This is a genomic window from Limnobacter olei (assembly GCF_029087225.1).
Lineage (GTDB): Bacteria > Pseudomonadota > Gammaproteobacteria > Burkholderiales > Burkholderiaceae_B > Limnobacter > Limnobacter olei.
This window is the reverse complement of sequence record NZ_JARFJD010000009.1, coordinates 196,870-222,973: the sequence shown is the minus strand read 5'-3', so window position 1 is coordinate 222,973 and position 26,104 is coordinate 196,870. Positions and strand designations below refer to the sequence as shown.

Genomic DNA, 26,104 nt, shown 5'->3' with positions numbered 1-26,104 from the left:
GAGTAAACAATGGCACGCACAGTGAACTGCATTAAATTGGGTAAAGAGGCGGAAGGCCTAGATTTTCCTCCCGCACCTGGTGAGTTGGGCAAGAAAATTTTTGAGAATGTGTCCAAACAAGCCTGGCAAGACTGGTTGAAACACCAAACCATGTTGGTGAACGAGAACCGCCTAAGTCTGGCAGATGCTCGCGCCCGCAAGTACCTGATGGAGCAAATGGAAAAGCACTTCTTCGGTGATGGTGCCGAACAAGCTGCCGGTTATGTGCCGCCCAGCAACTAAGCGGCAACCAGTCAAACACACCACTCACTGCACATCAAAAAGCCCCTGAACACAGGGGCTTTTTTTCTTGCGCCAGCCGTTGCATACTGAAACCGTCAACCGGAGTTTTCAGCATGACCAGCTTCCAAGACAGCGTGCTGTTTCGCTACTTTTTCTTTCACTGGCTGTTTCGCGATGCCAGCGTGAAAGAGTTGTATCAACGATCTGCGGCAATCGCTCACAACAAAGCCAACCGACACCACTTGCTGGCTTATTTACGCCGCTGGATCGCATTAACCCTGTTGATGTACTTCGCCGGAATCATGCTCGAGCAACTTAACACCACGGCCTGTGTGTTTTTCTACACGATCGCAGCCTTGGGCACCTGTACTATTGCAAAAATTACCGTGGCGTGGGTTTTCCTGGGCAAACATCAGCTTTAAGCAAAACGGCTGCCCAACAAAAAGCCCGCTACACATTTGGTGAAGCGGGCCGCTTGTTTTTTCTGGTTAAAGCCGTTTGCCAATTAACTCTCAATTAATTATCTGAAGCTTCCTGAGCAACAACTTCTGGTCCCTGATGGCGAACGTCACGGCCTTTCACCATATAAACCACGTGTTCAGACATGTTCTTGGAGTGATCACCAATGCGCTCAATTGCTTTGGCAATGAACAAAATTTCGATGGAGCGGGAAATGGTGCGTGGGTCTTCCATCATGAAGGTGATCAGCTGGCGCAAAATCGCCTTGAATTCATCATCCACCTCGATATCGGCCTTGACCACTTCTGCCGCAGAAACCGCGTTAACGCGTGCATAAGAATCCAAAACCTTGCGCAGCATGGCGATGGCGTTGCTGGCAATGCGATGCAAATCGACTTTGGGTACGAAATGCTTGCCCGCATCCGCAATCATCATGCCCATGCGAGCCACTTTTTCAGCTTCGTCACCGATTCGCTCCAGGTCGCGAATCATTTTGATCGCCACAATTACCGAGCGCAGATCAACTGCAGCAGGCTGGCGACGGGCCAAGATGTGATTGCACAATTCGTCGATTTCAAGCTCGATGTCGTTGACTTCTTTCTCACGACGAATAACGTCCTTGAAAATTTGGGTATCGGCCGCGCCTAAACCTTCGATGGCTGACACGATCTGATTCTCCACCAGGCCGCCCATCTGTAGAACGCGAGTGCGCAGCGACTCCAGTTCGGCGTCGTACTGTTTGGAGGTGTGTTCAGTCATTTGTCTTCCTTACCCGAATAATTGTTGTAACAACGCAATGTGGCACAGGCAGATGACAGGAATTTGTCAAATCTGGACCAGCCTTCACTTTATTCTGCCATGTTCTGCACAATTATTCAGGCCTTCGTCCCGCCTGTATGGGGGATTAAAGGGTTTTTATTCCATCTGCTGTTGCGATTAACACCACATCGGCCTTGCGAATCGCGAAAAGACCGTTGGTAACAACTCCTGGCCAATGGTTAATCTCTTTTTCCATGGCAACCGGGTCGGTAATTTTCAGGCCAGCCACGTCCAGAATGATGTTGCCGTTGTCGGTTATAAAACCCTCCCGCAACTTCACTTGACCACCCAGCGCAGTCAGCTTGCGGGCGATCGCATTGCGCGCCATGGGCAACACTTCAACCGGCAAGGGAAAAGCACCGAGTACCTGAACAAGTTTTGACTGATCGGCAATACAAACAAACTTCTCTGAAATGTCAGCCACAATTTTCTCGCGGGTGTTTGCACCACCACCACCCTTGATCAGGCAATTGACTGGGTCCACTTCGTCGGCCCCGTCCACGTAGATCGACAGGCTTTGCACATCATTCATGTCAACAATCGGCACGCCGATTTCACGCAGTTTTTTCTCGGAACGTATGGAGGAAGACACCGCACCTTTCAGTTCAATACCCGACTCAGCCAAGGCATCAATGAAACAATCGACCGTTGATCCAGTGCCAACACCCAACACAGTACCGGGTTGAACATAGTCTAGCGCGGCCTTGGCCACCATTTTCTTAAGTGTTAAAGCATCCATGAAGGTGTCGATATTCCTGAGAGTGATTGAGGTGCTGATGGAGAACCGATATTTTAAAGGTAGAAGTGGACTGTAAAAGAAAAAACCAACTGCACGCAGTTGGTTTTTCCGTGGTTTACAGCAAAAGTGAAGGGATTACTTCTTTTTCTGAGCAGGCAGATCCGTGCACACGCCTTTGTACACTTCAGCGGCCATGCCCACACTTTCACACAGGGTGGGGTGGGGGTGAATGGTTTTACCAATGTCAACAGCATCTGCGCCCATTTCAACAGCCAGGCACACCTCACCGATCAAATCACCAGCATTCATACCCACAATGCCGCCACCCACAACACGCTTGGTTTCTTCATCAAACAACAGTTTGGTGAAGCCATCATCCGCATTGTTGGCAATGGCTCGGCCTGAGGCAGCCCACGGGAACACGGCCTTGCCCACTTTAATGCCCTGGTCTTTGGCTTGGTCCTCAGTAAGACCAACCCAAGCCACCTCGGGATGCGTGTAAGCCACACTCGGAATAACCCGTGCATCGAAAAACGCTTTTTCATCCGCAGCGGCCTCGGCAGCCACATGGGCTTCATGCACAGCCTTGTGCGCCAACATGGGTTGTCCTACCACATCACCAATTGCAAAAATATTGGGCACGTTGGTGCGCATTTGCTTGTCCACTGGAATGAAGCCACGGTCAGTGACTGCAACACCTGCTTTCTCGGCACCAATTTTTTTGCCATTGGGCGTGCGTCCCACTGACACCAATACCATGTCGTAAAGCTGAGGCTCTTTGGGCGCCTGCTCGCCTTCGAAGGTCACGAGAATGCCCTTCTTTGTGGCTTCTACACCCACAGTTTTGGTTTTCAACATGATGTTGTCAAAACGCGGTGCATTGCGCTTTTGCCAGACTTTCACCAGGTCGCGATCGGCCCCCTGCATCAAGCCATCCAGCATTTCTACTACATCCAGTCGGGCACCCAAGGCCGAGTACACAGTGGCCATTTCAAGACCAATAATGCCACCGCCAATAATCAACATCCGCTTGGGGATGAATGGCAATTCCAGTGCGCCAGTCGAATCCACAATGCGAGGGTCTTCAGGAATGAACGGCAGATGCACCGGCTGTGAACCCGCTGCAATGATTGCCTTGTTGAACTGAATAACTTGCTTGCTGCCATCGGCTGCGGTCACTTCGAGGTGATTGGCACTTAGAAAGCTGCCCACGCCCTGCACGGTTTTTACTTTGCGGCCTTTGGCCATGCCAGCCAAACCGCCGGTTAGCTTGCCAACCACACCCGCTTTGTGTGCGCGCAATTTATCAAGATCAATTTTCGGCTTGGCAAAGGCAATGCCATGTTCGCCCATGTGCTGCGCTTCTTCCAGTACCTGGGCGGTGTGCAGCAGCGCTTTGGAAGGGATGCAACCCACGTTCAAACACACACCACCCAAGGTGCTGTAACGTTCGATCAAAATGGTGTTCATGCCCAGGTCGGCACTGCGGAAGGCGGCTGAATAACCGCCGGGGCCCGCGCCCAACACCAGCACATCGCAAGTTTGATCAACTTGGCCGCTGTAATTACTGGCAGAGCCTGCAAACGCGGCAGATGGAGCGGCCACAGGCGTTGAAGTGGCAGACTTGCTTTCAGCAGCGGCGGCTGGTTTGGAGTCCGCTGCAACTGTTGCGGCGGGTGCGGCTGAAGATGTACCACTACCGCTGATTTCACAAATCTCACTGCCTTTGGAAACCTTGTCGCCCACTTTCACGAGCAGCTTGGTGACCACACCATCGTCAGAGGCTGGAATTTCCATGCTGGCCTTGTCAGACTCCACCGTGATCAAGGATTGCTCTTTGCTCACCTTGTCGCCAACTTTGACCAACACTTCAATAATTTCTACGGAATCAAAATCACCGATATCAGGAACGATCAGTTTCATGTGTTCATCCCCTTACAGCAGCACTTTGCGCATGTCGGCCAACACGCCGGCAAGCTCAGTGGTGAATCGGGCCGCCATGGCACCGTCAATGACGCGGTGGTCATAGCTCAGGCTGAGCGGCAGAATGAGACGAGGCTCAAATTCCTTGCCGTTCCAGACCGGCTTCATGGCCGATTTGGACAAACCCAAAATGGCCACTTCAGGTGCGTTGATGATGGGTGTGAACATGGTTCCACCCACACCACCGAGCGAGGACACGGTAAATGTAGCACCTTGCATGTCAGCGCCCTTCAACTTACCATCGCGGGCCTGGGCAGACAATTCACCCAGCTCATTGGCAATTTGCGCGAAGCCTTTCTGATCGACGCCTTTGATCACAGGAACCACCAAACCATTTGGCGTGTCGGCAGCAAAACCAATGTTCCAGTACTTCTTCACAATCAATTTGTCGCCAGCTTCATTCAGCGAGGCGTTAAAGGCGGGGTACTTCTTCAGCACTGCCACACAAGCCTTCATCACGAAAGCCAACATGGTCAGCTTCACGCCTTGCTTGGCCAGCGCGGTATTGGTGTCTTTGCGGAATTGTTCAAGATCAGTAATGTCGGCTTCGTCGAACTGAGTCACATGCGGAATCATGACCCAGTTGCGGTGCAGGTTCGGACCAGACAATTTCTTGATGCGTGACAATTCCTGCTCTTCAATTTCACCAAACTTGGTGAAATCAACCTTTGGCCATGGCAACAAATCGAGGCCAACACCACTGCCGCCTTTGGATGCGCCAACCGAAGCAGAACCCACACCGGCAACAGCCGCTTTCACGAAGTTACGTACATCGTCGGGTGTAATACGGCCTTTCGGTCCGGTGCCTTGCACGGTCGCCAGGTTCACACCCAATTCACGCGCAAACTTGCGAACAGACGGGCTTGCATGTGGTGCATTAACCGATGCAGCAGTCGGGTTGTGTGGTTCAGCGGGCACAGGCGCAGAGGCCGCAGCAGGTGTTGCCTTTGCCGCTACAGCGGGGGCTGCGGCAGCTGCGGGTGGTGGTTCGGCCTTCGGAGGTTCTGCTTTGGGTGCAGGCTCAGCTGCCGCGGGTGCCACAACAGCGGCACCGCCAGCAGCGGGTTCAAGAATCAGCATCAAGGTGCCTTCTTTCACCTTGTCGCCAATTTTCACTTTCATTTCTTTCACCACACCAGCCTGAGGGCATGGAATTTCCATGCTGGCTTTGTCAGATTCCACTGTGATGATGGATTGCTCCGCCGCCACCGTGTCACCTGCTTTCACCAGCACTTCGATAATTTCCACCCCGTCAAAATCGCCGATGTCGGGTACTTTGATTTCGATTGTCATTTCGCTCGTCCTTTTTATGCGTAGGCTGGGTTGGGCTTGTTGGGGTTGATGCCGTATTTCTTGATTGCTTCACCCACGGTGCTCAGTGGAATGTCGCCCTGATCGGCCAAAGCCTTCAGTGCAGCAACAGTTACGAAATGACGGTTCACCTCAAAATGCTCACGCAACTTGGAGCGGAAATCGGAACGACCAAAGCCATCGGTGCCCAAAACTTTGTACTCACGGCCCTTGGGCATGAATGGGCGAATTTGGTCAGCAAACAACTTCATGTAGTCGGTTGAAGCCACAATCGGGCCTTCGGTTTTCGACAACATTTTCTCGACATAACTTTGCTTGGACTTCTGCTCCGGGTGCAGCATGTTTTCACGTTCTACATCCAGACCTTCACGCCGCAGTTCGGTGAAACTTGTGACTGACCACACATCGGCTGCAATACCCCAGTCTTTTTCCAGCAATTCGGCTGCTTCCAGCGATTCACGCAGAATGGTGCCTGAGCCCAGCAGTTGAACACGCTTCTTGCCAGCCTTCTTCAGGGTGGATTCGCGGCACACATACATGCCTTTCAAGATGCCTTCTTCAGTGCCTTTCTTCAGGCCCGGCTGGGCGTAGTTCTCGTTCATCACGGTGAGGTAATAGAACACGTTTTCCTGATCTTCCACCATGCGCTTCAAACCATGCTGAATGATCACAGCCAGTTCATGGGCAAAGGTGGGGTCGTAGCTGACGCAGTTGGGAATGGTCGAAGACAAAATGTGGCTGTGGCCATCTTCGTGCTGCAAACCTTCACCGTTCAGTGTCGTGCGGCCGGCAGTGCCGCCCAACAGGAAACCACGCGCCTGCATGTCACCGGCAGCCCAGGCCAAATCGCCCACACGCTGAAAGCCAAACATGGAGTAGTAAATGTAAAACGGAATCATCACGCGGTTGTTCGTGGAATACGATGTGGCCGCAGCAATCCAGGAGCTGAATGCGCCTGCTTCGTTAATGCCCTCTTCCAGAATTTGGCCGGCTTTGTCTTCGCGGTAGTACATCACCTGGTCTTTGTCGACTGGCTCGTACAACTGACCCTGTGAAGAATAAATACCCAGCTGACGGAACATGCCTTCCATACCAAATGTGCGGGCTTCATCAGGAACAATCGGCACAATCCGTTGGCCAATTTCCTTGTCGCGCACCAAAGCAGTCAACACGCGCACAAAGGCTTGCGTCGTGGAAATTTCACGGCCTTCCTTGGTGGGTTCAAGCACAGCCTCGAATGCATCCAGACCAGGTACTTTCAATTTTTCATCGGCCTCGCGGCGACGCTTGGGCAGGTAACCACCCAAGGCTTGACGACGTTCATGCAGGTATTTGATTTCCGGCGCATCGTCGGCGGGCTTGTAGAAAGGCACGTCTTCAATGATGTCGTCAGACACGGGAATATTGAAACGATCACGGAATTCCTTGATCGACTGAATATCCAGCTTCTTCTGCTGGTGGGTGGTGTTCTTGCCCTGACCCACTTTGCCCATGCCGAAACCTTTCACGGTTTTCGCCAAAATCACGGTGGGCTGGCCTTCATGCTTCATGGCAGCGTCGTAAGCGGCATGCACTTTGTGCGGATCATGACCACCACGGTTCAAGCGCCAGATGTCTTCGTCAGTCATGCGGGCAACCATTTCCAGCAACTTGGGGTGCTTGCCAAAGAAGTTCTTGCGCACGTAGGCGCCATCGTTGGCCTTGCAATTCTGGTATTCGCCGTCGACCATTTCCAGCATGACTTTGCGCATCAGACCGTCTTTGTCGCGGGCCAGCAGTTCATCCCAGTAGCCACCCCAAATTACCTTCAACACGTTCCAGCCTGAACCGCGGAACTCACCTTCGAGTTCTTGAATGATCTTGCCGTTGCCGCGTACCGGGCCATCGAGGCGCTGCAAGTTACAGTTCACCACAAACACCAGATTGTCGAGCTTTTCGCGTGCGGCCATGCCGATTGCGCCCAATGATTCAGGCTCGTCCATTTCACCGTCGCCGCAGAACACCCAGACTTTGCGCTTGGAGGTGTCGCAAATACCGCGTGCATGCAGGTACTTCAAGAAGCGGGCCTGATAAATACCCATCAATGGACCAAGGCCCATGGATACGGTCGGGAACTGCCAGAAATCGGGCATCAACTTGGGGTGTGGGTAACTGGACAGGCCCTTGCCATCGACTTCCTGACGGAAGTTGTTGAGCTGGTCTTCGGTCAGGCGGCCTTCAAGGAAAGCGCGTGCATAAATACCGGGGGACACGTGGCCCTGTAGGTACAACAGATCGCCGCCGTGATTTTCATCTTCTGCGTGCCAGAAATGGTTGAAACCCACGCCCAGCATGGTGGCAAGCGACGCGAATGACGCAATGTGACCACCCAGGTCACCGCCATCGGGCGGGCTTTTCTTGTTGGCGCGCACCACCATGGCCATGGCATTCCAACGCATCCAGGAGCGAAGACGCTCTTCGTATTCCATATTGCCCGGGCAGCGAGTTTCAAGGTGCACAGGGATGGTGTTCACATATTCAGTGTTGGCTGAAAACGGAATAAACGCGCCACTCAGGCGCGCTTTGGCAATCAGTTGTTCAAGCAAGTAATGCGCGCGCTCCGGGCCCTCGCGCTCAAGCACGGCCTCCAGGGCATCTAGCCATTCTTGGGTTTCTTGGAAATCGGGATCGTCCGATCCGGGGAAATTGAGTTGCGCTGACATTGCTTCCTCCTTGGGTCTCTGGGTTCTTTTGCAGAAGTACGAGCTTGTGGCTGTATTTCCTGTTGATATTAGAGTATCACACCTAATTCAGAAAGTTTCAAATTATGATTTGAGTTTTCATATTGTGGAATATCTAAGGATTTTCCCGAATCCACCTGAATCCAGTCCACCCACTTGCCCGCTTGTTTTGTACACTTCAGTCATTATCAGGATTCGAGACCTATTCGACCGTGCGCCTCAGCGATCAACCCCGTACAAGCCCTTTGGTTTGGGCCACCCCGCTGGTGGGCATCATCCTGTTTTTGCTGGCCATGGGCGCGTTTTTCTACACTCTGCATTCCGAAGATCAGAATCAAACGCAGCTGCGCGTCATTCGTGATGTGGAACTGGCCCGTCAAACCATTCGTACCCGTTTATTGGCCTCACAGGAACGACTGAACCAGATCGCTCGCGGGTTTGAGCAGAACAGCAGTGATGTTGAAGGTTTTCGTTTCTCCGCCCAGGCACTGTTAAATGAGTTTCAAGAGGTCAGCAGCGTGCTGATTATTGACGAGGAAAGACGGGTGACCAACTTGGCATTGCCCAGTTTGCGCTCATCCGAAGTACTCCACCCCCTTTACCAAACCATCGAAGATGCCGAAAGTTATTGGGCATTCAACACGGCCAGGGAAACCAGATTGCCAGTGTTCTCAAGGCCATTTCTGGATCCTTCCGGCAAGGTGTTCATTGAAGTTCACAGCCCCATTTTCAGCCGGGGAGATTTCATTGGCACGGTGGCGGCGACCATTCCTCTGGGTGCATTGCTGAATGATGCGGTACCTAACTCATTCGTGCAGCTTTATCTGGTCAGCATCGTAGACGGTGGCGGCAATCCAGTTGCCTCCAATGTGAGCAGGTCAATCGACAATGCAAAGTTAAGCCATGAGGTTCCTCTAGACCCGCCTGGCCATGGGCTTAAATTGCGCGCTGTGCTATACAAAACCAACACCGAGTTGTTTTCCAACATGTTGGCCTGGGCGGTGTTTGGGCTTTCACTGGTGATTGTATGGAGTTTTATCTTGCTGTTTCGGCATGCGAAACTTCGCAGCCAGGCTGAGAAACGATTGCTGGCGGAAACCAAGTTTCGACGGGCCATGGAAAACTCGGTGGTTACTGGCATGCGGGCCATCGACATGCAAGGCCGTATTACCTATGTGAACCCAGCCTTTTGCAGAATGACCGGCTACAAGGAATCGGAGCTGGTGGGCATGGCTCCTCCATTTCCATACTGGCCTGACAGGTCCTACGAAGAACAGCAAACCAATCTGGATTTGATTCTCTCGGGCAACGCGCCACAAAAAGGCATCGAGGTGCAAGTTCGCAGACGCGACGGCAGCGTGTTTGATGCACGCATGTATGTGTCACCACTGGTTGACAGCGATGGGCAGCAAAGCGGCTGGATGACCTCGATGACCGACATCACCGAGCCCCGCCGAATTCGTGACGAACTGGCTGCTGCCCACCGGCGCTTTGTTCGTATTCTTGAAGAACTTGATGCAGCTGTGTGCGTTCAGGGCCCGGAAGCCGGACCCGATGAATATATTTTCGTGAACAGGCTACACAGGGAGTGGTTTGGCAAGGCCACGCCGCCGCGCATGTCAAAAAACCGCCGCAACCGGGTCAATCTGTATGAGCCATTCGAGTGGCTTAATCCAGTGTCGCAGCGCTGGTACGAAGTTCGGCGACGATCCATTTCATGGGTAGATGGTGCAACCGTGGTAATGCAGGTGGCCACCGATATTTCCTCACGCAAGGAAGCGGAAGACATGTCGCGTCAGCAACAGGAAAAACTGCAATTTACCTCTCGTTTGATCACCCTTGGCGAACTGGCCTCTTCGCTGGCCCATGAAATCAACCAGCCGCTGGCCGCCATTTCAAATTACAACATGGGCAGTGTAACCCGGCTGAAAGCGGGCAAAGTAAGCCCGGAAGATCTGCTGCCGGTGCTTGAAAAGGTAAATGTACAGGCCCAGCGTGCTGGTGATGTGATTCGCCGAATTCGGGAATTCGTGAAACAGCAGGAACCTAAACGCGGCCCCTGCCCCATCGGTAAAATTATTGAGGATGCCATCAGCTTTTCCCGCCTGGAGGCCAAACACCAATCGGCCCGGATTGAGATGAACCTGCCGGATGCACTAATGTCGGTAGTGGCTGACCCGGTGCTGATCGAGCAAGTATTGATGAACCTGATCAAGAACGGCCTGGAGGCCATGGGCCATCTGCCACCGGAGCAAAAGTTAATCGAGATTCAGGTGGGTCAGTCGGCCCAGTTTGCCTTGGTTGAGGTTCGAGATCACGGCGTGGGGGTGCCCGAAGAAATTCGCCAACGGCTCTTTGAATCGTTTTTCACCACCAAATCCGATGGAATGGGCATGGGCTTGAACATCTGTCGTACTATTATTGAGTATCATCAAGGCCAATTGTGGGTAGAACCCGCGCAAGGTCAGGGTAGTGTTTTCAAGTTCACGCTGCCGTTGGCCGAAGACTCGGTGCTTGCGCACATCAATCCACCTGTTATGGAATAAAGCCAATGCTGCACACTCAGCCACGCCCCACCGAAATGCAAGAAACCGTGTTCATTGTGGACGATGATGAGGCGGTGCACGACTCGCTCCAATGGCTTATCGAAACCGAGGGCTATCAGGTGAAAACCTATGCAGACCCCGAGTTGTTTCTTGAGCAATTGGTGTGGCCACAACCCTGTGTGCTGCTGCTGGACATTCGCATGCCGAAGCTTTCAGGCCTTGAAGTGCAAAAAACACTGAATGAACGCGGTATTCCCATCCCCATCGTTTTCATCACGGGCCATGGCGATGTCACACTGGCAGTGGAAACCATGAAAAACGGTGCGGTTGATTTTCTGGAAAAACCGTTTGATGAAGGCAAGATCAAAGACCTGATTCATCAGCACATGCGCCTGGCCCATGAGCTTGCCCAAACAGCCAAGCTTGATGAACAAATCAACAAACTGTACTCGAAACTGACCACCCGTGAATTGCAGGTACTGGAGAGAATCGTATCGGGCCGCCTGAACAAGCAAATAGCGGACGACCTGAACATCAGCATTAAAACCGTGGAAGCGCACCGCGCCAACATCATGGACAAGCTGCAAGTGACCACCGTGGCTGATTTGCTGAAAATCGCCTTGCGCAAATCACCGGAACTGGCACAACCCTGAACACCACCAACAAGGCCCGCCAGGCATCTGCTGCTGGGCCTTGTTCAATTGAACCATTTCAAATTTTCGAACTCATTTAATCATGTCTGCACAAATCATCAGCGGAACCGAACTGGCCGCCTCCATTCGAGAAACCATTGCCCAGCGCGCTGCTGAATTGACAGCCCTCGGCCACCAGCCAGGTTTGGCGGTAGTGCTGGTGGGGGAAGACCCAGCGTCGCAGGTTTACGTGCGCAACAAGGTTTCAGCCTGTGAAAAAGCCGGCTTTAAATCGGTGATGCACCGCATGCCCGAGAACACCAGCCAGGACGCACTGGTCGGTTTGGTTGAACAGCTGAATGATGACCCCACCATTCACGGTATTTTGGTGCAATTGCCCTTGCCAAAACACCTGGACTCCCATCTGGTCATTGAATCCATCAGCGCCGAGAAAGATGTAGACGGTTTTCACATCAGCAACGCAGGGTTGCTGATGACGGGCAAACCCCTGTTTCGCCCCTGTACGCCCTATGGCGTCATGAAAATGCTGGAGTTAACCGGGATTGAGCTGCGAGGCGCAGAGGCAGTTGTAATTGGTGCCAGCAACATTGTGGGTAAGCCACAGGCCATGTTGTTGCTGCAGCAGGGCGCCACAGTAACCTTGTGCAACAGCAAAACCAAAGACTTGAAATCGCATTGCCAACGCGCAGATGTACTTGTAGTTGCGGTGGGTCGTCCCAATATGATTACAGGCGACATGATCAAACCGGGTGCTGTCGTGATCGATGTAGGTATCAACCGCTTGCCGGATGGCAAGCTGTGCGGCGATGTTGATTTTGATTCGGCCAAGGAAGTGGCAGGCTGGATTACGCCAGTGCCCGGTGGTGTTGGCCCCATGACCATCACCATGCTGTTGCAAAACACGATTGAAGCGGTAGAACGTAGCATATAAGCGCAGCCTTTCAGAATTTTTTAGCAGGACCCCAAGACCATGAGCATGAAAATGGACACGAACAATCCCCTACTCGACTTTTCCGGACTGCCCCGTTTTTCGGACATCAAAACCGAGCACGTGGAACCCGCCATTGACACGCTGATTGCTGCGGCCAAAAAACAACTAGAAGTGACAGCCAGCACTGCACCTGAACAGGCCACTTGGGAAGAAACCCTGTTACCGCTCGACATTGCCTGTGAACAGCTGAGCCGAGCCTGGGGCGTGGTTGGGCACTTGCATTCAGTGGCAGACACGGAGGAACTGCGTGCAGCCTACAATGCCTGCCTGCCCAAAACCACCGAGTTCTGGACCATGGTTGGGCAAGATGAGCGCCTGTACGCCATTTACAAAGCCATTGAACAAAGTGATGCGGCCCAACAATTCACGCCGGCACGCTTGAAGGTATTGGCCAATTCCATTCGTGGTTTCAAACTGGGCGGGGCTGAACTGCCCGCTGACCAAAAACCACGTTACGCGGAAATTCAAGACCGTCAGGCCGCCATAACGGCAAAGTTTTCCGAGAATGTGCTGGACGCCACCAATGCCTTTGAGTTGATCGTGACCGACAAAGCTGATTTGGCAGGCATTCCTGAATATGCGGTGCAAGCGGCCGAGGAACTTGCAAAATCGGAAGGCAAGGAAGGCTACAAATTTACTTTGCAGTTTCCCTCTTATTTTCCAGTGTTGCAGTACGCCGAGAAGCGTGAATTGCGTGAAACACTTTATGAAGCCTATGCCAAACGAGCCTCCGAATTTGGCCCGGCCGAACTGGACAATACAGCCCTGATTCGCGAACTGCTGCAACTTCGCCTTGAGGAAGCCCAAATGCTCGGTTACAAGAATTTTGGTGAACTGAGTTTGGTTCCGAAAATGGCCAACACACCCGATGAAGTGGTCAATTTTCTGCGGGAACTGGCGGTGAAAGCCAAGCCATTCGCGCTGCGTGATCTGGAAGAGATCAAGGAATTCGCCAAAGCAGAACTTGGTATGGATGACCTGCAAAGCTGGGACATGAGCTATGCCTCCGAAAAGCTGAAAGAGAAAAAATACGCCTTCAGTGATCTGGAAGTTCGCCAGTATTTTCAGGAAGACCGCGTGCTTGATGGTTTGTTCAAGCTCACAGAAAAACTGTTCAGCGTGAACATTGTGAAAGCACAGGCCGACACCTGGCACCCCGACGTGCGCTTCTTTGAAGTTCAGAAGGAAGGCAAGGCGATTGCGCATTTTTACCTCGATCCCTACGCGCGGGCCAGCAAACGCTCTGGCGCCTGGATGGACGACGCACGTGGTCGCAAGCGCACCGAGCAAGGCGTGCAAACACCAGTGGCTTACCTCACCTGCAACTACACCAAACCGGCTGCAGGCAAGGCAGCGCAGTTGTCACACGACGACGTTCAAACCCTGTTCCATGAATTCGGGCACGGCATTCACCACATGCTTACCAGGGTTGATGAACTGGATGTGGCAGGCATCAACGGCGTGGAATGGGATGCGGTGGAATTGCCCTCGCAATTCATGGAAAACTTCGCTTGGGAATGGAGTGTGGTTGAATCGCTCACTGCACATGAAACCACAGGCGAACCCATGCCCAAGGCCCTGTTTGACAAAATGGTAGCCGCAAAGAATTTCCAGAGCGGTCTGCAAACACTGCGTCAAATCGAGTTCTCGCTGTTTGACATGCTTGTGCACACCGAATTTGACCCGCACAGCGAAGCAAATATTCTTGAACTGCTGGCCGAAGTACGCAAAGAAGTGGCAGTGCTGATTCCGCCAGCCTACAACCGCTTCCCCAATTCGTTCAGCCATATTTTCGCGGGTGGTTATGCAGCGGGTTACTACAGCTACAAATGGGCTGAAGTGTTGTCGGCCGATGCTTTTGCCATGTTCGAAGAAAACGGTGTAGTCAGCCCGGAAACCGGCAAAAAGTTTCTGGAAGAGATTTTGTCGGTGGGCGGCAGCCGCCCTGCGGCTGAATCGTTCAAGGCCTTCCGTGGCCGCGAGCCCAATATTGACGCCCTACTTCGCCACACGGGCATGGTCGACAACAGGCAGGCAGCGTAATGACAGACCAAGCAGCAAGCATTCAACTGGCCACCTGGAACGTGAACTCGCTCAAGGTGCGCCTTCCACATCTGTTGCAATGGCTTGAGACCAACCCTGTCGATTTGCTGGGCCTGCAAGAGTTGAAACTGACCGATGACAATTTTCCCGTGGCTGAACTGGAAGCTGCCGGGTACGGTGCAGTATTTGCTGGCCAGAAAACCTACAACGGTGTGGCCATTCTGTACAAGAAAGCCACCATGCCCGAACCGGTAGATGTGCAGGTGAACCTGCCCAGCTTTCCCGATGAGCAAAAGCGCGTCATTGCTGCCACCTTTGGTGATTTACGCTTCGTCAGTGCTTATGTGGTCAATGGCTCGGAGGTGGGCTCGGACAAGTTCGAGTACAAAAAAGCCTGGCTTGATGCCTTGCTGAAAGACTGCGAGGCCTGGTTGGCCAAATACCCACAACTGGCCTTGGTAGGTGATTACAACATCGCCCCCGACGACCGTGATGTGCATGACCCCAAGGCTTGGGCAGGCCAAGTGCTGTGCTCGGATGATGAGCGTACTCGCTTCAATACACTGCTGGGCTTAGGTCTGGTTGACAGCTTCCGGCTGTTTGAGCAGGCCGAGAAAACCTTTTCCTGGTGGGATTACCGAATGTTGGGTTTTCAAAAGAACAAGGGATTGCGAATTGACCATGTGTTACTTTCAAAGCCCTTGGCTGAACGTTGCACTGCCAGCATGATTGACCGTGCACCGCGCAAATGGGAAAAACCCTCGGACCATGCCCCTGCCGTGGCAACTCTCTCAAGATAGCCACTACTCACCCCCCTTTAAAAGGGGGAACACCTTGGTAAAACAGGCGATTTACCCCTCTAATTAGGCAATTAGTACAGGGTAGGCAATGCGATGATCGAAGCTGTTCATAACCTTCCCAATCGCTTCGCACCATGAACCTAAAGACTCTGCCCCTTTCCAAACAGATCAGCTTTACCAGCGCCGCTTTGGTGGCACTGATTGTATTGAGCCTGGTCGGCATTACGGCCGCGTACACCTTCAATGCAGCCACAGCCCGAACCGAACGCGCCGTATCTACCCAGGCCGAGGGTTTGCGACAAACCATGGACATTGCCTACAAGCTGTCAGAAAGTTCTGTAACCCAATTGGCAGAATTGTTTGAGATTGAGTTCAACGGCGAGTTGATAGTTGACCCTGAACAGCAGATTTCGATTACGCCTGAAATTGACGGGCCCATGGTAACCCTGGACTCCACGTTCATTACCGGCAACTACGGTGTGGTGGATAACTTCACAAAAATGACAGGCGGCATAGCAACCGTGTTTGTTCGCACGGGTGACGACTACCTGAGAATTTCAACCAGCCTGAAAAAAGAAAATGGTGACCGTGCCGTGGGCACCAAGCTGGACCGAAGCCACCCCAGCTACGCCAAAATAATTAAAGGCGAAACCTACGTGGGTGAAGCGCTATTATTCGGTAAGCGCTACATGTCGAAGTACTTGCCAATTAAAAGTACAAATGGTGAACATGATTTGGTGCTGTACATTGGCTTTGACATGACCAACCTGTTTGCTGATGTACAAAACGCGGTGTTGAGCACGCGCATTGGTGAAACCGGCATTCCCTACGTGCTGTACACCACGGGTGCCAATGCAGGCAAAGTGATGATTCACTCACAATTCAAGGGTGATGAGTTCAAGGAACTTGCTGCCAAAGAATATGATTTACAAGGCCTGCTCGACAAAATTACAAAAGAAGACAGCGGCATTACCCAAATTAGCTGGAACGACCCGAAATCAGGCGAAAACCGCACCGAGTTTGTAGCATTCACGAAAGTACCCCAGTGGGGCGGTGCAGCCATTGTCGCACCCGCGCTTACCTCCGAGATGTTCAGCACCATTTACGCCATGTCGGGCATGATGGTGATCATGGGTCTGATTGCCTCTGCCATCATAGCGCTTGCCCTCTACTGGGTCACAAGCCGTTTGACCAGCTCAACCAAGGTACTGACCGCTTTGGCTTTGAAACTGGGCAACGGTGACATGACCGCACGTGCCAGCGATGAAGTGACCAACGGCAGCGTGGCCACCAAAAACGAAATCAGCCTGTTGGCCCGCAGCATGAACCGCATGGCCGAAAGCATGGAACAGGCCTTGGGTGCCGTAAAACGCAGCACCGACCAAGTTCAAGAGGCCTCTGAGGACCTGGTTCAAACCAGTGAAGAGCTCAGCAAAGGCGCCGCTTCTGGTAGCGATGCGGCTTCAGGCATGGCGGCTGCGGTTGAGGAAATGTCTTCGTCAATTTCTAGCGTTGGCGAATCGGCCACTGAAGCCAAAGATGTAAGCAACAAGGCACGCCAGTTGGCAGACGATGGTTTGGGTGCGATTAATTCCGCCACTCAACAAATGCATAAAATTTCACAGAATGTGCAAGGCACAGCCGATGTGATTCAACAACTCGGCGAACAATCCCGGGAAATTTCTGAAATCGCTCTGATTATCAAAGGCATAGCTGAACAAACCAACCTTCTGGCCTTGAATGCAGCCATTGAAGCTGCACGCGCGGGTGAACAGGGTCGTGGTTTCTCGGTGGTGGCCGATGAAGTGCGCAAGCTGGCAGAGCGCACTCGCAAGTCGACCGATGACATTCACGGCATGATTGAGGCCATTCAAAACAGCTCTGGCGTGGCCGTTAACAACATGGACATGGCTGTAGAAAGCGTGAAAAAAGGTGTTGAGCTTGTAGACCGCGCTGGCCAGGCCATGAACCAGATCACAGCCGATTCCTCGGCTGTGGCCCATTCGGTTGAAAACATTCACGCGGCGCTGCTTGAGCAAAACCAGGCCTCGGAAAGTATTGGTCACCAGGTTGAAGTGGTTGCTCAGCTTTCGGAAGGCAATTTGGACATGGCTCGCCGTGCGTCCAATGCAGTGTCAGGCCTGAAGGGAGTAGCCACTGACCTGTCCAATATTCTGAAGAAGTTTCAGGTCAAGAACATGTAATTCACCCCGCTGGTTAAAACAAAAAAGCCTCTGCATGCAGAGGCTTTTTTTTGGGCGCTTCAAACACTCTCAATCAATGTCTTTGACATCAATATTCAAGTCCTGAATTTTCCGGGTAATGGTATTGCGCCCTATTCCCAAACGCTGGGCTGCCTCAATCCGTTTGCCATGGGTGGCTTTTAAAGCCGCTTGGATCATGGTGGTTTCAAACTGTGCGGTCAATGCGTCCATTACATCAGGCTGTCCGCTTTCCAGGGCTTTCTCGGCCTCAATAAAAAGCAGCTCCAGCCAGCCGGCGCTGCCCGCCAGTACAGGCGGATTGGAGAAAGCATCGGTTGACGCCGTATTTACTGGATACTTGCCAGCGGACATGCCCGAACTGCTCTGCGAGGCAGGTGTGGCTGTTGCAGGCAATACCGAGCTATTTTCGGCAAGCCAAAGATTGGGGCTTGGGGAATTCCCCGCCATTTTCTCCTGTGCATTGGCACCACCGCTCTGAAATGCCTTCAGCTCAGGGGGCAAGTCACGTGCCTCCACCAGTTGGGCAGGTGCCATTACAGTGATCCAGCGGCACACGTTTTCCAGCTGGCGCACATTGCCTGGGAATGGAAATTCGCTGATGATTCGAATGGCTGAATCCGACAGACGCTTGGTTTCGGTACCTAATTCCCGGGCAGACACATTCAAAAAATGCTTGGCAAGAATGGGAATGTCTTCCTGACGTTCCCGCAGTGGTGGCAAGCGAAGACGAATCACGTTCAAACGGTGATACAAGTCTTCCCGGAACATGCCAAGCTTGACGCGTTCATCCAGATTTTGGTGCGTAGCAGCGATTACCCGCACATTGGCCTTGATGGGCTGTTGCCCGCCAACACGGTAAAAATGCCCGTCTGACAAAACCCTCAACAGGCGGGTTTGCAATTCGGCAGGCATGTCACCAATTTCATCGAGAAACAGGGTTCCACCCTCGGCCTGCTCAAACCGGCCTTGTCGTTGAGCTTGCGCACCTGTGAAAGAACCGCGCTCGTGGCCAAACAACTCGGATTCAAGCAGGTCTTTGGGAATGGCTGCCGTATTCAGTGCGATAAACGGTTTTGAAGCGCGCGGGCTATGGCGGTGCAGGGCACGGGCGACTAGCTCTTTGCCGGCCCCGCTCTCGCCGGTGATCAGTACCGTGACATTGGACTGAGACAAACGGCCAATCGCGCGAAAAACTTCCTGCATGGCAGGCGCTTGGCCCAGAATTTCTGGCGCACTGGAATCGGCTTCTTCAACAAACTCTTCGGTTTGAGATTCACGCACTGCGCGCAAAATCAACTCAACCGCTTTCTCAATGTCGAAGGGTTTGGGCAGGTACTCGAACGCGCCCCCCTGAAAGGCAGACACCGCGCTGTCGAGGTCGGAGTAAGCCGTCATGATAATGACGGGCAAATCGGGCTGAAGCTCTCGCACCTTGGACAACAGCGTGAGTCCGCTTTGCCCCGGCATGCGTATGTCCGAGACCAGCACTTGGGGTACTTCGGTTTCAAGTCGTTCTAATACTTCGGCGGCTGAAGAAAAAATTTCGCAAGGAATACCTTCGCGGGAAATTGCTTTTTGCAAGACCCAACGAATGGAGTGGTCATCATCAACAACCCAAATTGGACGCATTAATTGTGGTTCCTTAAAACCGCTCAGCTGGTAGCGTGATCAAACTGCAGCGGCAATGTGACTTTGAAAAGTGTTCTTCCCGGTGTGGAGCTGCATTCAATAATGCCTTCGTGTTGTTGCACGAAAGTTTGGGCCAGCGTTAAGCCCAAACCACTGCCGCCCTCACGCCCAGAAACCAGCGGGAAAAAAATTCTTTCCATGATCTCAGCAGGTATGCCGGGTCCGTTGTCGATCACTTGCAAGTCTAATGCCAGCCTGTGTTGCTTGCGGTTTAAGGTTACCCTACGCACCACTCTGGTGCATAGTGTTATTTGCGCAGTGCCTTCGGCGATCTGAGGTGCCAAAGCTTGTGCAGCATTGCGCACTATATTCAGGATTGCCTGAATAAGTTGCTCCAGATCGCCCAAGAACTCGGGGATCGAAATGTCGTAGTCCCGGATGAATTTCAAGCCCTTGGGGTGCTCAGCCAAAATCACCGAACGCACACGCTCGCACACTTCATGAATATTCATCATGGACACAATGTGGGGTTTACGGTGCGGAGCAAGCAGGCGATCAACCAAGGTTTGCAGACGATCCGACTCCTTGATCACCACCTGTGTGTATTCTTTCAGTTCAGGCGAAGGCAGTTCAATTTCAAGCAACTGGGCTGCGCCACGAATGCCTCCTAGAGGGTTTTTGATTTCATGTGCCAAATTGCGGATCAGTTCTTTGTTGGCCAGAGACTGGTCCATCATCCGGGCCTCACGGTCTACTTTCAACTGCTGCTCAATTTCACGCAGTTCAATGATGGTTACTCCGCTGGCACCATCGGGACAAGACAGCGTAACGTGAACATGCTCAGAAGTGCCGCTAGGTCGAATCAACTCGAATACCTGCCGCTTCACGCCGAAGGGATCGGCGTGGGATTTGTTGAGAAACTCCCGAAATGCACTGGCCTCGACGAACAAAGCTGCAAGTGCCTGCCCGTCCAGGCTGCGCCTGGATACTTCCAGCAGTGTTTCTGCAGACAAGTTGGCATACAGCACTACACCTTCTGGATTACTTACCACCACCGCAGTGGCCAACAACTCCAGACCTTGAAACCGTTCTTTTTTCACTTCATCCTCATGGCGATGCGGCCGGTTTCAAAAATACTATTTTGACAACCGAATCAATTCAGTTTTAAGTATTTCAATATTGTCATTGGTCACCATGATTTCCTGCTCTAGGCGCGAAACCCGGTCCAGATATTTTTGATAATTTTTTTCATTGCCCAAACGATCAGGCTGCCCATTTTTGTATTCGTCTTGCAAAGACTTCAACTTGCTTTCTTCAATGCGCAATTCTTCCTGCAGAATTTTCATGCGATCGTCCTTCGCATTGAAGTCAGCAGCTGAGCGATTGTCATAAGCCGCCGTGGCACGTCGACCTGAACTCCCCCCCGAAGCAGGCTCGGAAATTCCACCACTTTTCGAGGCTGAACGCGGGGCCGGCACCACGGTAATAGGGTTCAGATTCAAAGGCACGCAGCCGCTGCCACCATCGGAATTTTGATAGGTTCGAACACCGTCTGTACCTGTGCACACAAACATCTCGGTTCCCAAGGCTTGTACCTTGGGTGCGGCAACAAGCCCCGACACCAGGACGATCAGTGAATATTGAATTACGCTCGACTTCACCATGATTGCATCTCTACAAAATTCCGGACGACTTTCATGATACTTGATCCCCTGTGGTAGCCCCTCCCCATTGAAGGCGAGTGCTGATACCAGACGGGTTAGGTTCTTTACAAATCACTGAAAATGAAAAATGGCCCTGCACTTGATCAGTACAGGGCCACTTTCACATTCGATTAATGCGTACGGTCGGAATTACAGGCCGTAGTACATGTCGTATTCGATGGGGTGTGGAGTCATGCGCATGCGCTGGACTTCTTCCATCTTCAGTTCGATATATGCATCAATCATTTCCTTGCTGAACACGCCACCACGAGTCAAGAACTCGTTGTCAGCTTGCAGAGCTTCCAAAGCCTGTTCCAGGCTGTGACACACGGTTGGTACCAATGCGTCCTCTTCTGGAGGCAAGTCATACAGGTTCTTGGTTGCTGCTTCACCTGGGTGAATCTTGTTCTGAACACCGTCCAGACCAGCCATCAACAAGGCAGAGAATGCCAGGTAAGGGTTGGCCATGGGATCGGGGAAACGCGCTTCAATACGGCGGCCTTTTGGATTGGCCACATGTGGAATGCGGATGGAGGCAGAGCGGTTCTTGGCAGAGTAAGCCAACTTCACCGGTGCTTCGTAACCAGGCACCAAACGCTTGTAGGAGTTGGTGGATGGGTTGGTGATCGCGTTCAAGGCACGAGCGTGCTTGATGATACCGCCGATGTAGTACAGGGCGAAATCAGACAGGCCTGCATAGCCATTACCAGCAAACAGGTTCACACCGTCTTTCCAGACTGATTGGTGAACGTGCATGCCAGAACCGTTGTCGCCCCACATTGGCTTGGGCATGAAAGTGGCTGTTTTGCCATAGCTGGCGGCCACGTTCCAAACGGTGTACTTCAAAATTTGTGTCCAGTCAGCGCGCTTGGTCAGCGTGGAGAACATGGTACCGATTTCGTTTTGACCTGCGCCAGCCACTTCGTGGTGGTGCACTTCAACTGGCACACCCTGCTGTTCCAGCAACAGACACATTTCAGAACGGATGTCCTGGAAAGAATCGGTTGGGGATACGGGGAAATAGCCGCCCTTTACTGTGGGGCGATGACCCAGGTTACCGTGCTCGTAATCGATGCCGGTAGACCATGCGGCCTCTTCGGATTTGATCTTGAAGAAACAGCCGGACATCTGGTCGTCCCAGGTCACGCTGTCGAAAATGAAAAATTCGGGTTCTGGACCGAAGTAGGCGGTGTCGCCCAAGCCGGAGGACTTCAAATAGGCTTCGGCGCGACGTGCAATTGAACGTGGGTCGCGGTCGTAACCCTTGCCGTCGGTTGGCTCGATTACGTCACAAGTCAAAATCAGGGTGGGCTCTTCGCGGAAAGGATCCATGCGAGCTGTATCAGGATCGGGCATCAACAACATGTCAGAGGCTTCAATGCCTTTCCAGCCGGCGATGGAAGAGCCATCAAATGCGTGGCCAGACTCGAACTTGTCGTCGTCAAACATCTTAACTGGCACAGACACGTGCTGTTCTTTGCCTTTGGTGTCGGTGAAGCGGAAGTCAATGAACTTCACTTCATTTTCCGCAACCATCTTCATTACATCTTGGGCGGTCGCCATTGAAAATCTCCTGGTACGTGAGGTGGAATAGTGATCTAAAAAAATTCTGATTTGAACTCTTCAATTTAAGCGAAACAATAGCACGTTCGATGCCGCTATATATGACGCTCAGCGCGAATTCAATCTTCGACGTGGAGGGACAAAGCAAAGACCATACCAAGAAGTGAGTAACCCCAGATCAAGGTTTCAGGCGACTTCCTTTGAATCACCTTTCCACTTTTGCACCATATGTGTGCACTATGCACCATAGTAGTGCAAATTAGTATTTGGCCTAATCGATCAAATGCTTGTATTACAATATAGTCATTAATAAATCACTTGTATCTCCGCTTTCATGGCATCCACTTCAGAACAATTAATCGAACTGGCCAAACAATACGCCTCTGAAAAAGGGCTGGGCTATTTGGGTGCGCTAACCCCAAAAGAAGCTTGGGAGTTGCTGAATACCAATGAAAATGCTGTGTTGATCGATGTGCGAACCGATGCCGAGCTTGACTGGGTTGGACAAGTGAGTTTTTCAGAAGACCGGTCTTTTCACGTCGAGTGGAACAATTATCCCGACGGAATACGCAATGCCGATTTCATTGCCCAAGTTGAGGCACGAGTTGAAAAACACCAACCAGTGCTTTTCATCTGCCGAAGCGGGGCCAGATCGCACCACGCGGCCACTTTGGCGGCCAAGCATGGCTTTGAGTATGCAATCAATGTGCTGGAAGGATTTGAAGGTGACAAGAATGACCTTCACCAGCGCTCAAGCATCAATGGCTGGCGTTTTCACAGGCTGCCTTGGGAACAACACTAAGCCGCGTAAGAACCGGTTTTATTGGCCGAAAAGACCAAACAACTTTCCTGCCAAAAAGAATGCAGCCAAACACCCCAGCACATGAACGAGGGCGTGACCCAGGGCTAGCAAGGGCTTGTCCAATAGCAGATTAGCGCCTTCGGCGGTGAAAGCCGAGAAGGTGGTAAGGCCACCCAACACGCCTGTCATGAGAAACAATCCCAGGGGGTTAGACTTCAGCCACGCTGAACCCACGGTTGCAAACAGTGCTCCAGCCAAAAAGCCACCTATCAAATTCACTGCAAGCGTACCTACAGCAAAGGGCAACCAGGCGGGTTGGGCCAACAAAATACCAAGCCCATACCGCCCCACCCCACCCAGGCCGGCCCCAACAAACACAGCCAGTGCACTGAGCGCATTCACTGCGTTTGCTCCCAGCGCTCTTTGGCAGTGTCGTCACTGTCACGTGCAGACACCCAGCGCGCGCCTTCGGGTGTGTCTTCTTTTTTCCAGAAAGGAGCCTCGGTTTTCAAGTAATCCATGATGAATTCACAAGCAAGAAACGCCTGCTGACGATGCTCGCTGGTGGCGGCAGCAAACACGATTTGGTCTTCCGGATACAAAGGGCCCACGCGGTGAATAATCATGGCAGAAGTGATTTCGAACCGCCCGTCAGCCACCTTCAGAATATTCTCGAGTGCTTTTTCAGTCATGCCCGGATAATGTTCCAGCGTCATGGCTCTTACGGTGCTGTTGTCGTTGATGTCACGCACAGTGCCAATAAAAGTGGCCACTGCACCAATTTCGGGCAAACCCTGGCGAAGCCACCGAATTTCCTCAGTCACGTCAAAGTCATTTTCTTGAACCAACACCTTGGAGCGTTTCATTTCAACCCCCTGTCACAGGCGGAAAAAAGGCAACCTCAGCCTGCTCGCCCACCGGGGTTTCGTCGTCGGCCATGTCTTGGTTCACCGCTGCACGCAAACGCCCGACTTCTGAAACAGCTTTGGCAAAACCAGGGTACTGAGCACACAAATGAGCGCGCAAACCACCCACAGTTGCTGGCGAAAATGCCGAGTTTACCTCGAGGCTATCTTGCCCAAACTGTTCTTTCAAACTGGCGAAAAACCGCACTTTTACTTTCATTTCATCAAATCCTGATACGACACGTAATCGACCCAATCACCCGGGTTTACCTGCTGCCCTTTGGCCAGCCTGACCAAGCCGCTGGATCTGGCCAGCGAGGTTAATACCCCAGAACTTTGGTTTGCAAACAAACTCGCCTTGTCCGATTGTACATCCGCCCGCAAAAACTCCTCGCGGCGAGAATCAGGTGTGGGCCAGGTAAACGCAGCCTGCACTTTACGTACGCGCAGGCGCCAATCCACTTCCGCGAGGCCTTGTCCTTCCAGCAAACTCAGAAAAGGCTTCACGATCAGTTGAAAAGCCACTGCACTGGAAACAGGGTTGCCTGGCAAGCCAAAAAACCAACTTTGCCCGCCATCTTGTCGATTGATGTGGCCAAATGCAATCGGCTTGCCCGGCTTCATGGCCACTTTCCATGACCGCAGTTGACCCACTTTTTCGATCGCAGGTTTCACATGGTCTTCCTCACCCACCGACACACCGCCCGAGCTAATCACGGCATCACAATCGGCCAGCGATTCAAGTGCAGTGCATGTGGCCTCAAAGTTGTCGGGAACAATACCTACCGAGCGCACATCGGCGTGCATGGCCTCAAGAAGACCGCACCACACATACTCATTGGAATTGTAGATTTGACCGGGCTGTAAAGCCTGACCCGGGCTTTGAAGCTCGCTGCCAGTAACCATTACACCTACTTTCAAGCGCCTGTTGACAGACACGGTGGGTACACCAATGGAGGCAAGCAAACCCACATGAATGGCATCGAGTCGTGTGCCTTGGGATAGCACCACTTGTCCACTTGCAATGTCTTCACCTGCGCGCCGTATCCATTGCCCTGATTTTGGCAAAGCGCTGAATGTGACGCTGCCATCGTCATTCACCACCACGTCTTCCTGCATCACCACAGAATCCGCGCCGGGAGGAATTGGTGCACCAGTAAAGATTCGCGCCACAGTGCCAGGCTGCAAGGGTTGGGGAGAGACACCTGCGGGCACACGTTGGGAAACCTGAAAAAGCCGGGATGGTTGAATATCAGCGCAACGAACCGCGTAACCATCCATGCCGCTATTGTCGTGTTGCGGCACATTCAAATTGGAAAGAACATCCTGTGCCAACACCCGTCCAAGGGCAGCGTTCAAACTGACAGATTCAGTCGGTATTGCCTGCTGGGTGGCCATGGGCCACACCTGCTCAACCAAGTCATTCAAATCAATCATTCACAAACCGTTTCAAGATGAATTGCGCAATCGAAGCTGGGTCATTCAAGGGAAGAATGGGCAAACCGCGGCACTCAATTTCGGTGTCGCAGGCCACAGCAATAATATTCGGGTCTTGAGGATACAACATGGGCTTGCCATTGGCCTCGCGCCAAATTTCAATTTTGGGAATATCCGCCCGCTTGAATCCCTCAACAATGACCAAGTCACAGGGCGACAATTTTTCCAGTTGATCCTCGAGTGTGGGCTCCGCTTCGTCGCGCAACTCGTGCATCAACACCCAACGTTTGTTGGCGGTAATCAGTACTTCGTAGGCACCTGCCTCGCGATGTCTGTAGGAGTCTTTGCCCGGCCGGTCAATATCAAAATCATGATGCGCATGTTTGATGACAGACACCCGAACTCCCTCACCAATCAGAATGGGCAAGAGCTGTTCAATCAATGTGGTTTTACCCACGCCGGAAAATCCGGCAAAGCCAAACACCTTGGGCACT

The 26,104-nt window shown here is 52.4% G+C and carries 23 protein-coding genes; 9 read left to right on the top strand and 14 right to left on the bottom strand.

Going from position 1 to position 26,104, the window contains the following annotated elements; all coding sequences use genetic code 11:
* Positions 1 to 9 precede the first annotated feature (9 nt).
* Together PY990_RS07240 and PY990_RS07235 are read left to right on the top strand one after the other, a co-directional pair.
* Positions 10 to 282 carry an oxidative damage protection protein gene (locus PY990_RS07240; RefSeq protein WP_008249931.1) on the top strand — a complete coding sequence of 91 codons (273 nt, stop codon included), beginning with the start codon at positions 10 to 12 and terminating at the stop codon, positions 280 to 282.
* Between the two features lie 113 nt (positions 283 to 395).
* Positions 396 to 704: a hypothetical protein gene (locus tag PY990_RS07235; protein WP_275271037.1), complete on the top strand. Its 309-nt coding sequence runs from the start codon at positions 396 to 398 to the stop codon at positions 702 to 704.
* A gap of 94 nt (positions 705 to 798) precedes the next feature.
* Here PY990_RS07235 and phoU read toward each other — a convergent pair whose 3' ends face one another.
* From phoU to aceE, 5 genes are all read right to left on the bottom strand, one after another.
* Positions 799 to 1,500, bottom strand: a complete 702-nt coding sequence (phoU, locus tag PY990_RS07230; RefSeq protein WP_105028868.1) for a phosphate signaling complex protein PhoU — start codon at positions 1,498 to 1,500, stop codon at positions 799 to 801.
* A 145-nt stretch (positions 1,501 to 1,645) separates the two neighbouring features.
* On the bottom strand, positions 1,646 to 2,299 hold the full coding sequence (gene rpiA / locus PY990_RS07225) for a ribose-5-phosphate isomerase RpiA (RefSeq protein WP_275271036.1): 654 nt from the start codon (positions 2,297 to 2,299) through the stop codon (positions 1,646 to 1,648).
* Positions 2,300 to 2,434: 135 nt separating this feature from the next.
* A complete protein-coding gene (gene lpdA / locus PY990_RS07220; protein WP_275271035.1) occupies positions 2,435 to 4,222 on the bottom strand; it encodes a dihydrolipoyl dehydrogenase in 1,788 nt (595 codons plus the stop codon).
* A gap of 12 nt (positions 4,223 to 4,234) precedes the next feature.
* On the bottom strand, positions 4,235 to 5,575 hold the full coding sequence (aceF, locus tag PY990_RS07215; protein ID WP_275271034.1) for a dihydrolipoyllysine-residue acetyltransferase: 1,341 nt from the start codon (positions 5,573 to 5,575) through the stop codon (positions 4,235 to 4,237).
* A 14-nt stretch (positions 5,576 to 5,589) separates the two neighbouring features.
* Entirely contained in the window at positions 5,590 to 8,295 is a 2,706-nt protein-coding gene (gene aceE / locus PY990_RS07210) for a pyruvate dehydrogenase (acetyl-transferring), homodimeric type (protein ID WP_275271033.1), read from the bottom strand.
* A gap of 230 nt (positions 8,296 to 8,525) precedes the next feature.
* Between aceE and PY990_RS07205 the strand changes: the two genes are divergently transcribed.
* From PY990_RS07205 to PY990_RS07180, 6 genes are all read left to right on the top strand, one after another.
* Positions 8,526 to 10,859: a PAS domain-containing sensor histidine kinase gene (locus tag PY990_RS07205; RefSeq protein WP_105028863.1), complete on the top strand. Its 2,334-nt coding sequence runs from the start codon at positions 8,526 to 8,528 to the stop codon at positions 10,857 to 10,859.
* A 5-nt stretch (positions 10,860 to 10,864) separates the two neighbouring features.
* Complete coding sequence (locus PY990_RS07200) at positions 10,865 to 11,512, top strand: response regulator transcription factor (RefSeq protein ID WP_275271032.1); 648 nt, start codon at positions 10,865 to 10,867, stop codon at positions 11,510 to 11,512.
* An 82-nt stretch (positions 11,513 to 11,594) separates the two neighbouring features.
* Positions 11,595 to 12,443, top strand: a complete 849-nt coding sequence (folD, locus tag PY990_RS07195) for a bifunctional methylenetetrahydrofolate dehydrogenase/methenyltetrahydrofolate cyclohydrolase FolD (protein ID WP_275271031.1) — start codon at positions 11,595 to 11,597, stop codon at positions 12,441 to 12,443.
* A 39-nt stretch (positions 12,444 to 12,482) separates the two neighbouring features.
* Positions 12,483 to 14,546 carry a M3 family metallopeptidase gene (locus PY990_RS07190; protein WP_275271030.1) on the top strand — a complete coding sequence of 688 codons (2,064 nt, stop codon included), beginning with the start codon at positions 12,483 to 12,485 and terminating at the stop codon, positions 14,544 to 14,546.
* A complete protein-coding gene (gene xth / locus PY990_RS07185; protein ID WP_275271029.1) occupies positions 14,546 to 15,346 on the top strand; it encodes an exodeoxyribonuclease III in 801 nt (266 codons plus the stop codon). The genes PY990_RS07190 and xth overlap by 1 nt, the downstream gene beginning before the upstream one ends.
* A 134-nt stretch (positions 15,347 to 15,480) precedes the next feature.
* Positions 15,481 to 17,550: a methyl-accepting chemotaxis protein gene (locus PY990_RS07180; protein WP_275271028.1), complete on the top strand. Its 2,070-nt coding sequence runs from the start codon at positions 15,481 to 15,483 to the stop codon at positions 17,548 to 17,550.
* Positions 17,551 to 17,619: 69 nt separating this feature from the next.
* Here the strand turns inward: PY990_RS07180 and ntrC are convergent, their stop codons facing one another.
* From ntrC to glnA, 4 genes are all read right to left on the bottom strand, one after another.
* Positions 17,620 to 19,200, bottom strand: a complete 1,581-nt coding sequence (gene ntrC, locus PY990_RS07175; protein WP_275271027.1) for a nitrogen regulation protein NR(I) — start codon at positions 19,198 to 19,200, stop codon at positions 17,620 to 17,622.
* Positions 19,201 to 19,223: 23 nt separating this feature from the next.
* Entirely contained in the window at positions 19,224 to 20,300 is a 1,077-nt protein-coding gene (glnL, locus tag PY990_RS07170) for a nitrogen regulation protein NR(II) (protein ID WP_275271026.1), read from the bottom strand.
* A gap of 36 nt (positions 20,301 to 20,336) precedes the next feature.
* A complete protein-coding gene (locus PY990_RS07165; protein ID WP_275271025.1) occupies positions 20,337 to 20,864 on the bottom strand; it encodes a DUF4124 domain-containing protein in 528 nt (175 codons plus the stop codon).
* A gap of 189 nt (positions 20,865 to 21,053) precedes the next feature.
* Complete coding sequence (gene glnA, locus PY990_RS07160; protein ID WP_275271024.1) at positions 21,054 to 22,466, bottom strand: type I glutamate--ammonia ligase; 1,413 nt, start codon at positions 22,464 to 22,466, stop codon at positions 21,054 to 21,056.
* Positions 22,467 to 22,800: 334 nt separating this feature from the next.
* Between glnA and PY990_RS07155 the strand changes: the two genes are divergently transcribed.
* Positions 22,801 to 23,268, top strand: a complete 468-nt coding sequence (locus PY990_RS07155) for a rhodanese-like domain-containing protein (RefSeq protein WP_275271023.1) — start codon at positions 22,801 to 22,803, stop codon at positions 23,266 to 23,268.
* Between the two features lie 18 nt (positions 23,269 to 23,286).
* Here PY990_RS07155 and PY990_RS07150 read toward each other — a convergent pair whose 3' ends face one another.
* From PY990_RS07150 to mobB, 5 genes are read right to left on the bottom strand one after another with little or no spacing between them, the layout of a single operon-like run.
* On the bottom strand, positions 23,287 to 23,670 hold the full coding sequence (locus PY990_RS07150; protein ID WP_275271022.1) for a fluoride efflux transporter FluC: 384 nt from the start codon (positions 23,668 to 23,670) through the stop codon (positions 23,287 to 23,289).
* Positions 23,667 to 24,134 (bottom strand): molybdopterin synthase catalytic subunit MoaE, encoded by a 468-nt coding sequence (gene moaE, locus PY990_RS07145; RefSeq protein ID WP_275271021.1) that lies wholly within the window; start codon positions 24,132 to 24,134, stop codon positions 23,667 to 23,669. Before moaE ends, PY990_RS07150 begins: the two co-directional genes overlap by 4 nt.
* A gap of 1 nt (position 24,135) precedes the next feature.
* A complete protein-coding gene (gene moaD, locus PY990_RS07140; protein ID WP_275271020.1) occupies positions 24,136 to 24,393 on the bottom strand; it encodes a molybdopterin converting factor subunit 1 in 258 nt (85 codons plus the stop codon).
* The gene (locus PY990_RS07135) at positions 24,390 to 25,610 is read right to left on the bottom strand and encodes a molybdopterin molybdotransferase MoeA (protein ID WP_275271019.1); all 1,221 of its coding nucleotides are present in this window, start codon (positions 25,608 to 25,610) and stop codon (positions 24,390 to 24,392) included. Before PY990_RS07135 ends, moaD begins: the two co-directional genes overlap by 4 nt.
* Positions 25,603 to 26,103, bottom strand: a complete 501-nt coding sequence (mobB, locus tag PY990_RS07130; RefSeq protein WP_105028852.1) for a molybdopterin-guanine dinucleotide biosynthesis protein B — start codon at positions 26,101 to 26,103, stop codon at positions 25,603 to 25,605. The genes PY990_RS07135 and mobB overlap by 8 nt, the downstream gene beginning before the upstream one ends.
* Between the last annotated feature and the right edge of the window lies 1 nt (position 26,104).

Excerpts from the sequence above, each read along its gene's own strand:
- PY990_RS07165 (WP_275271025.1), bottom strand. The coding sequence starts at position 20,864 with ATGGTGAAGTCGAGCGTAATTCAATATTCACTGATCGTCCTGGTGTCG.
- glnA (WP_275271024.1), bottom strand. The coding sequence starts at position 22,466 with ATGGCGACCGCCCAAGATGTAATGAAGATGGTTGCGGAAAATGAAGTG.
- rpiA (WP_275271036.1), bottom strand. The coding sequence starts at position 2,299 with ATGGATGCTTTAACACTTAAGAAAATGGTGGCCAAGGCCGCGCTAGAC.
- moaE (WP_275271021.1), bottom strand. The coding sequence starts at position 24,134 with ATGAAACGCTCCAAGGTGTTGGTTCAAGAAAATGACTTTGACGTGACT.
- PY990_RS07235 (WP_275271037.1), top strand. The coding sequence starts at position 396 with ATGACCAGCTTCCAAGACAGCGTGCTGTTTCGCTACTTTTTCTTTCAC.
- PY990_RS07200 (WP_275271032.1), top strand. The coding sequence starts at position 10,865 with ATGCTGCACACTCAGCCACGCCCCACCGAAATGCAAGAAACCGTGTTC.
- PY990_RS07190 (WP_275271030.1), top strand. The coding sequence starts at position 12,483 with ATGAGCATGAAAATGGACACGAACAATCCCCTACTCGACTTTTCCGGA.
- ntrC (WP_275271027.1), bottom strand. The coding sequence starts at position 19,200 with ATGCGTCCAATTTGGGTTGTTGATGATGACCACTCCATTCGTTGGGTC.
- aceF (WP_275271034.1), bottom strand. The coding sequence starts at position 5,575 with ATGACAATCGAAATCAAAGTACCCGACATCGGCGATTTTGACGGGGTG.
- xth (WP_275271029.1), top strand. The coding sequence starts at position 14,546 with ATGACAGACCAAGCAGCAAGCATTCAACTGGCCACCTGGAACGTGAAC.
- PY990_RS07180 (WP_275271028.1), top strand. The coding sequence starts at position 15,481 with ATGAACCTAAAGACTCTGCCCCTTTCCAAACAGATCAGCTTTACCAGC.
- PY990_RS07155 (WP_275271023.1), top strand. The coding sequence starts at position 22,801 with ATGGCATCCACTTCAGAACAATTAATCGAACTGGCCAAACAATACGCC.
- PY990_RS07240 (WP_008249931.1), top strand. The coding sequence starts at position 10 with ATGGCACGCACAGTGAACTGCATTAAATTGGGTAAAGAGGCGGAAGGC.
- folD (WP_275271031.1), top strand. The coding sequence starts at position 11,595 with ATGTCTGCACAAATCATCAGCGGAACCGAACTGGCCGCCTCCATTCGA.
- moaD (WP_275271020.1), bottom strand. The coding sequence starts at position 24,393 with ATGAAAGTAAAAGTGCGGTTTTTCGCCAGTTTGAAAGAACAGTTTGGG.
- aceE (WP_275271033.1), bottom strand. The coding sequence starts at position 8,295 with ATGTCAGCGCAACTCAATTTCCCCGGATCGGACGATCCCGATTTCCAA.
- lpdA (WP_275271035.1), bottom strand. The coding sequence starts at position 4,222 with ATGAAACTGATCGTTCCTGATATCGGTGATTTTGATTCCGTAGAAATT.
- PY990_RS07135 (WP_275271019.1), bottom strand. The coding sequence starts at position 25,610 with ATGATTGATTTGAATGACTTGGTTGAGCAGGTGTGGCCCATGGCCACC.
- phoU (WP_105028868.1), bottom strand. The coding sequence starts at position 1,500 with ATGACTGAACACACCTCCAAACAGTACGACGCCGAACTGGAGTCGCTG.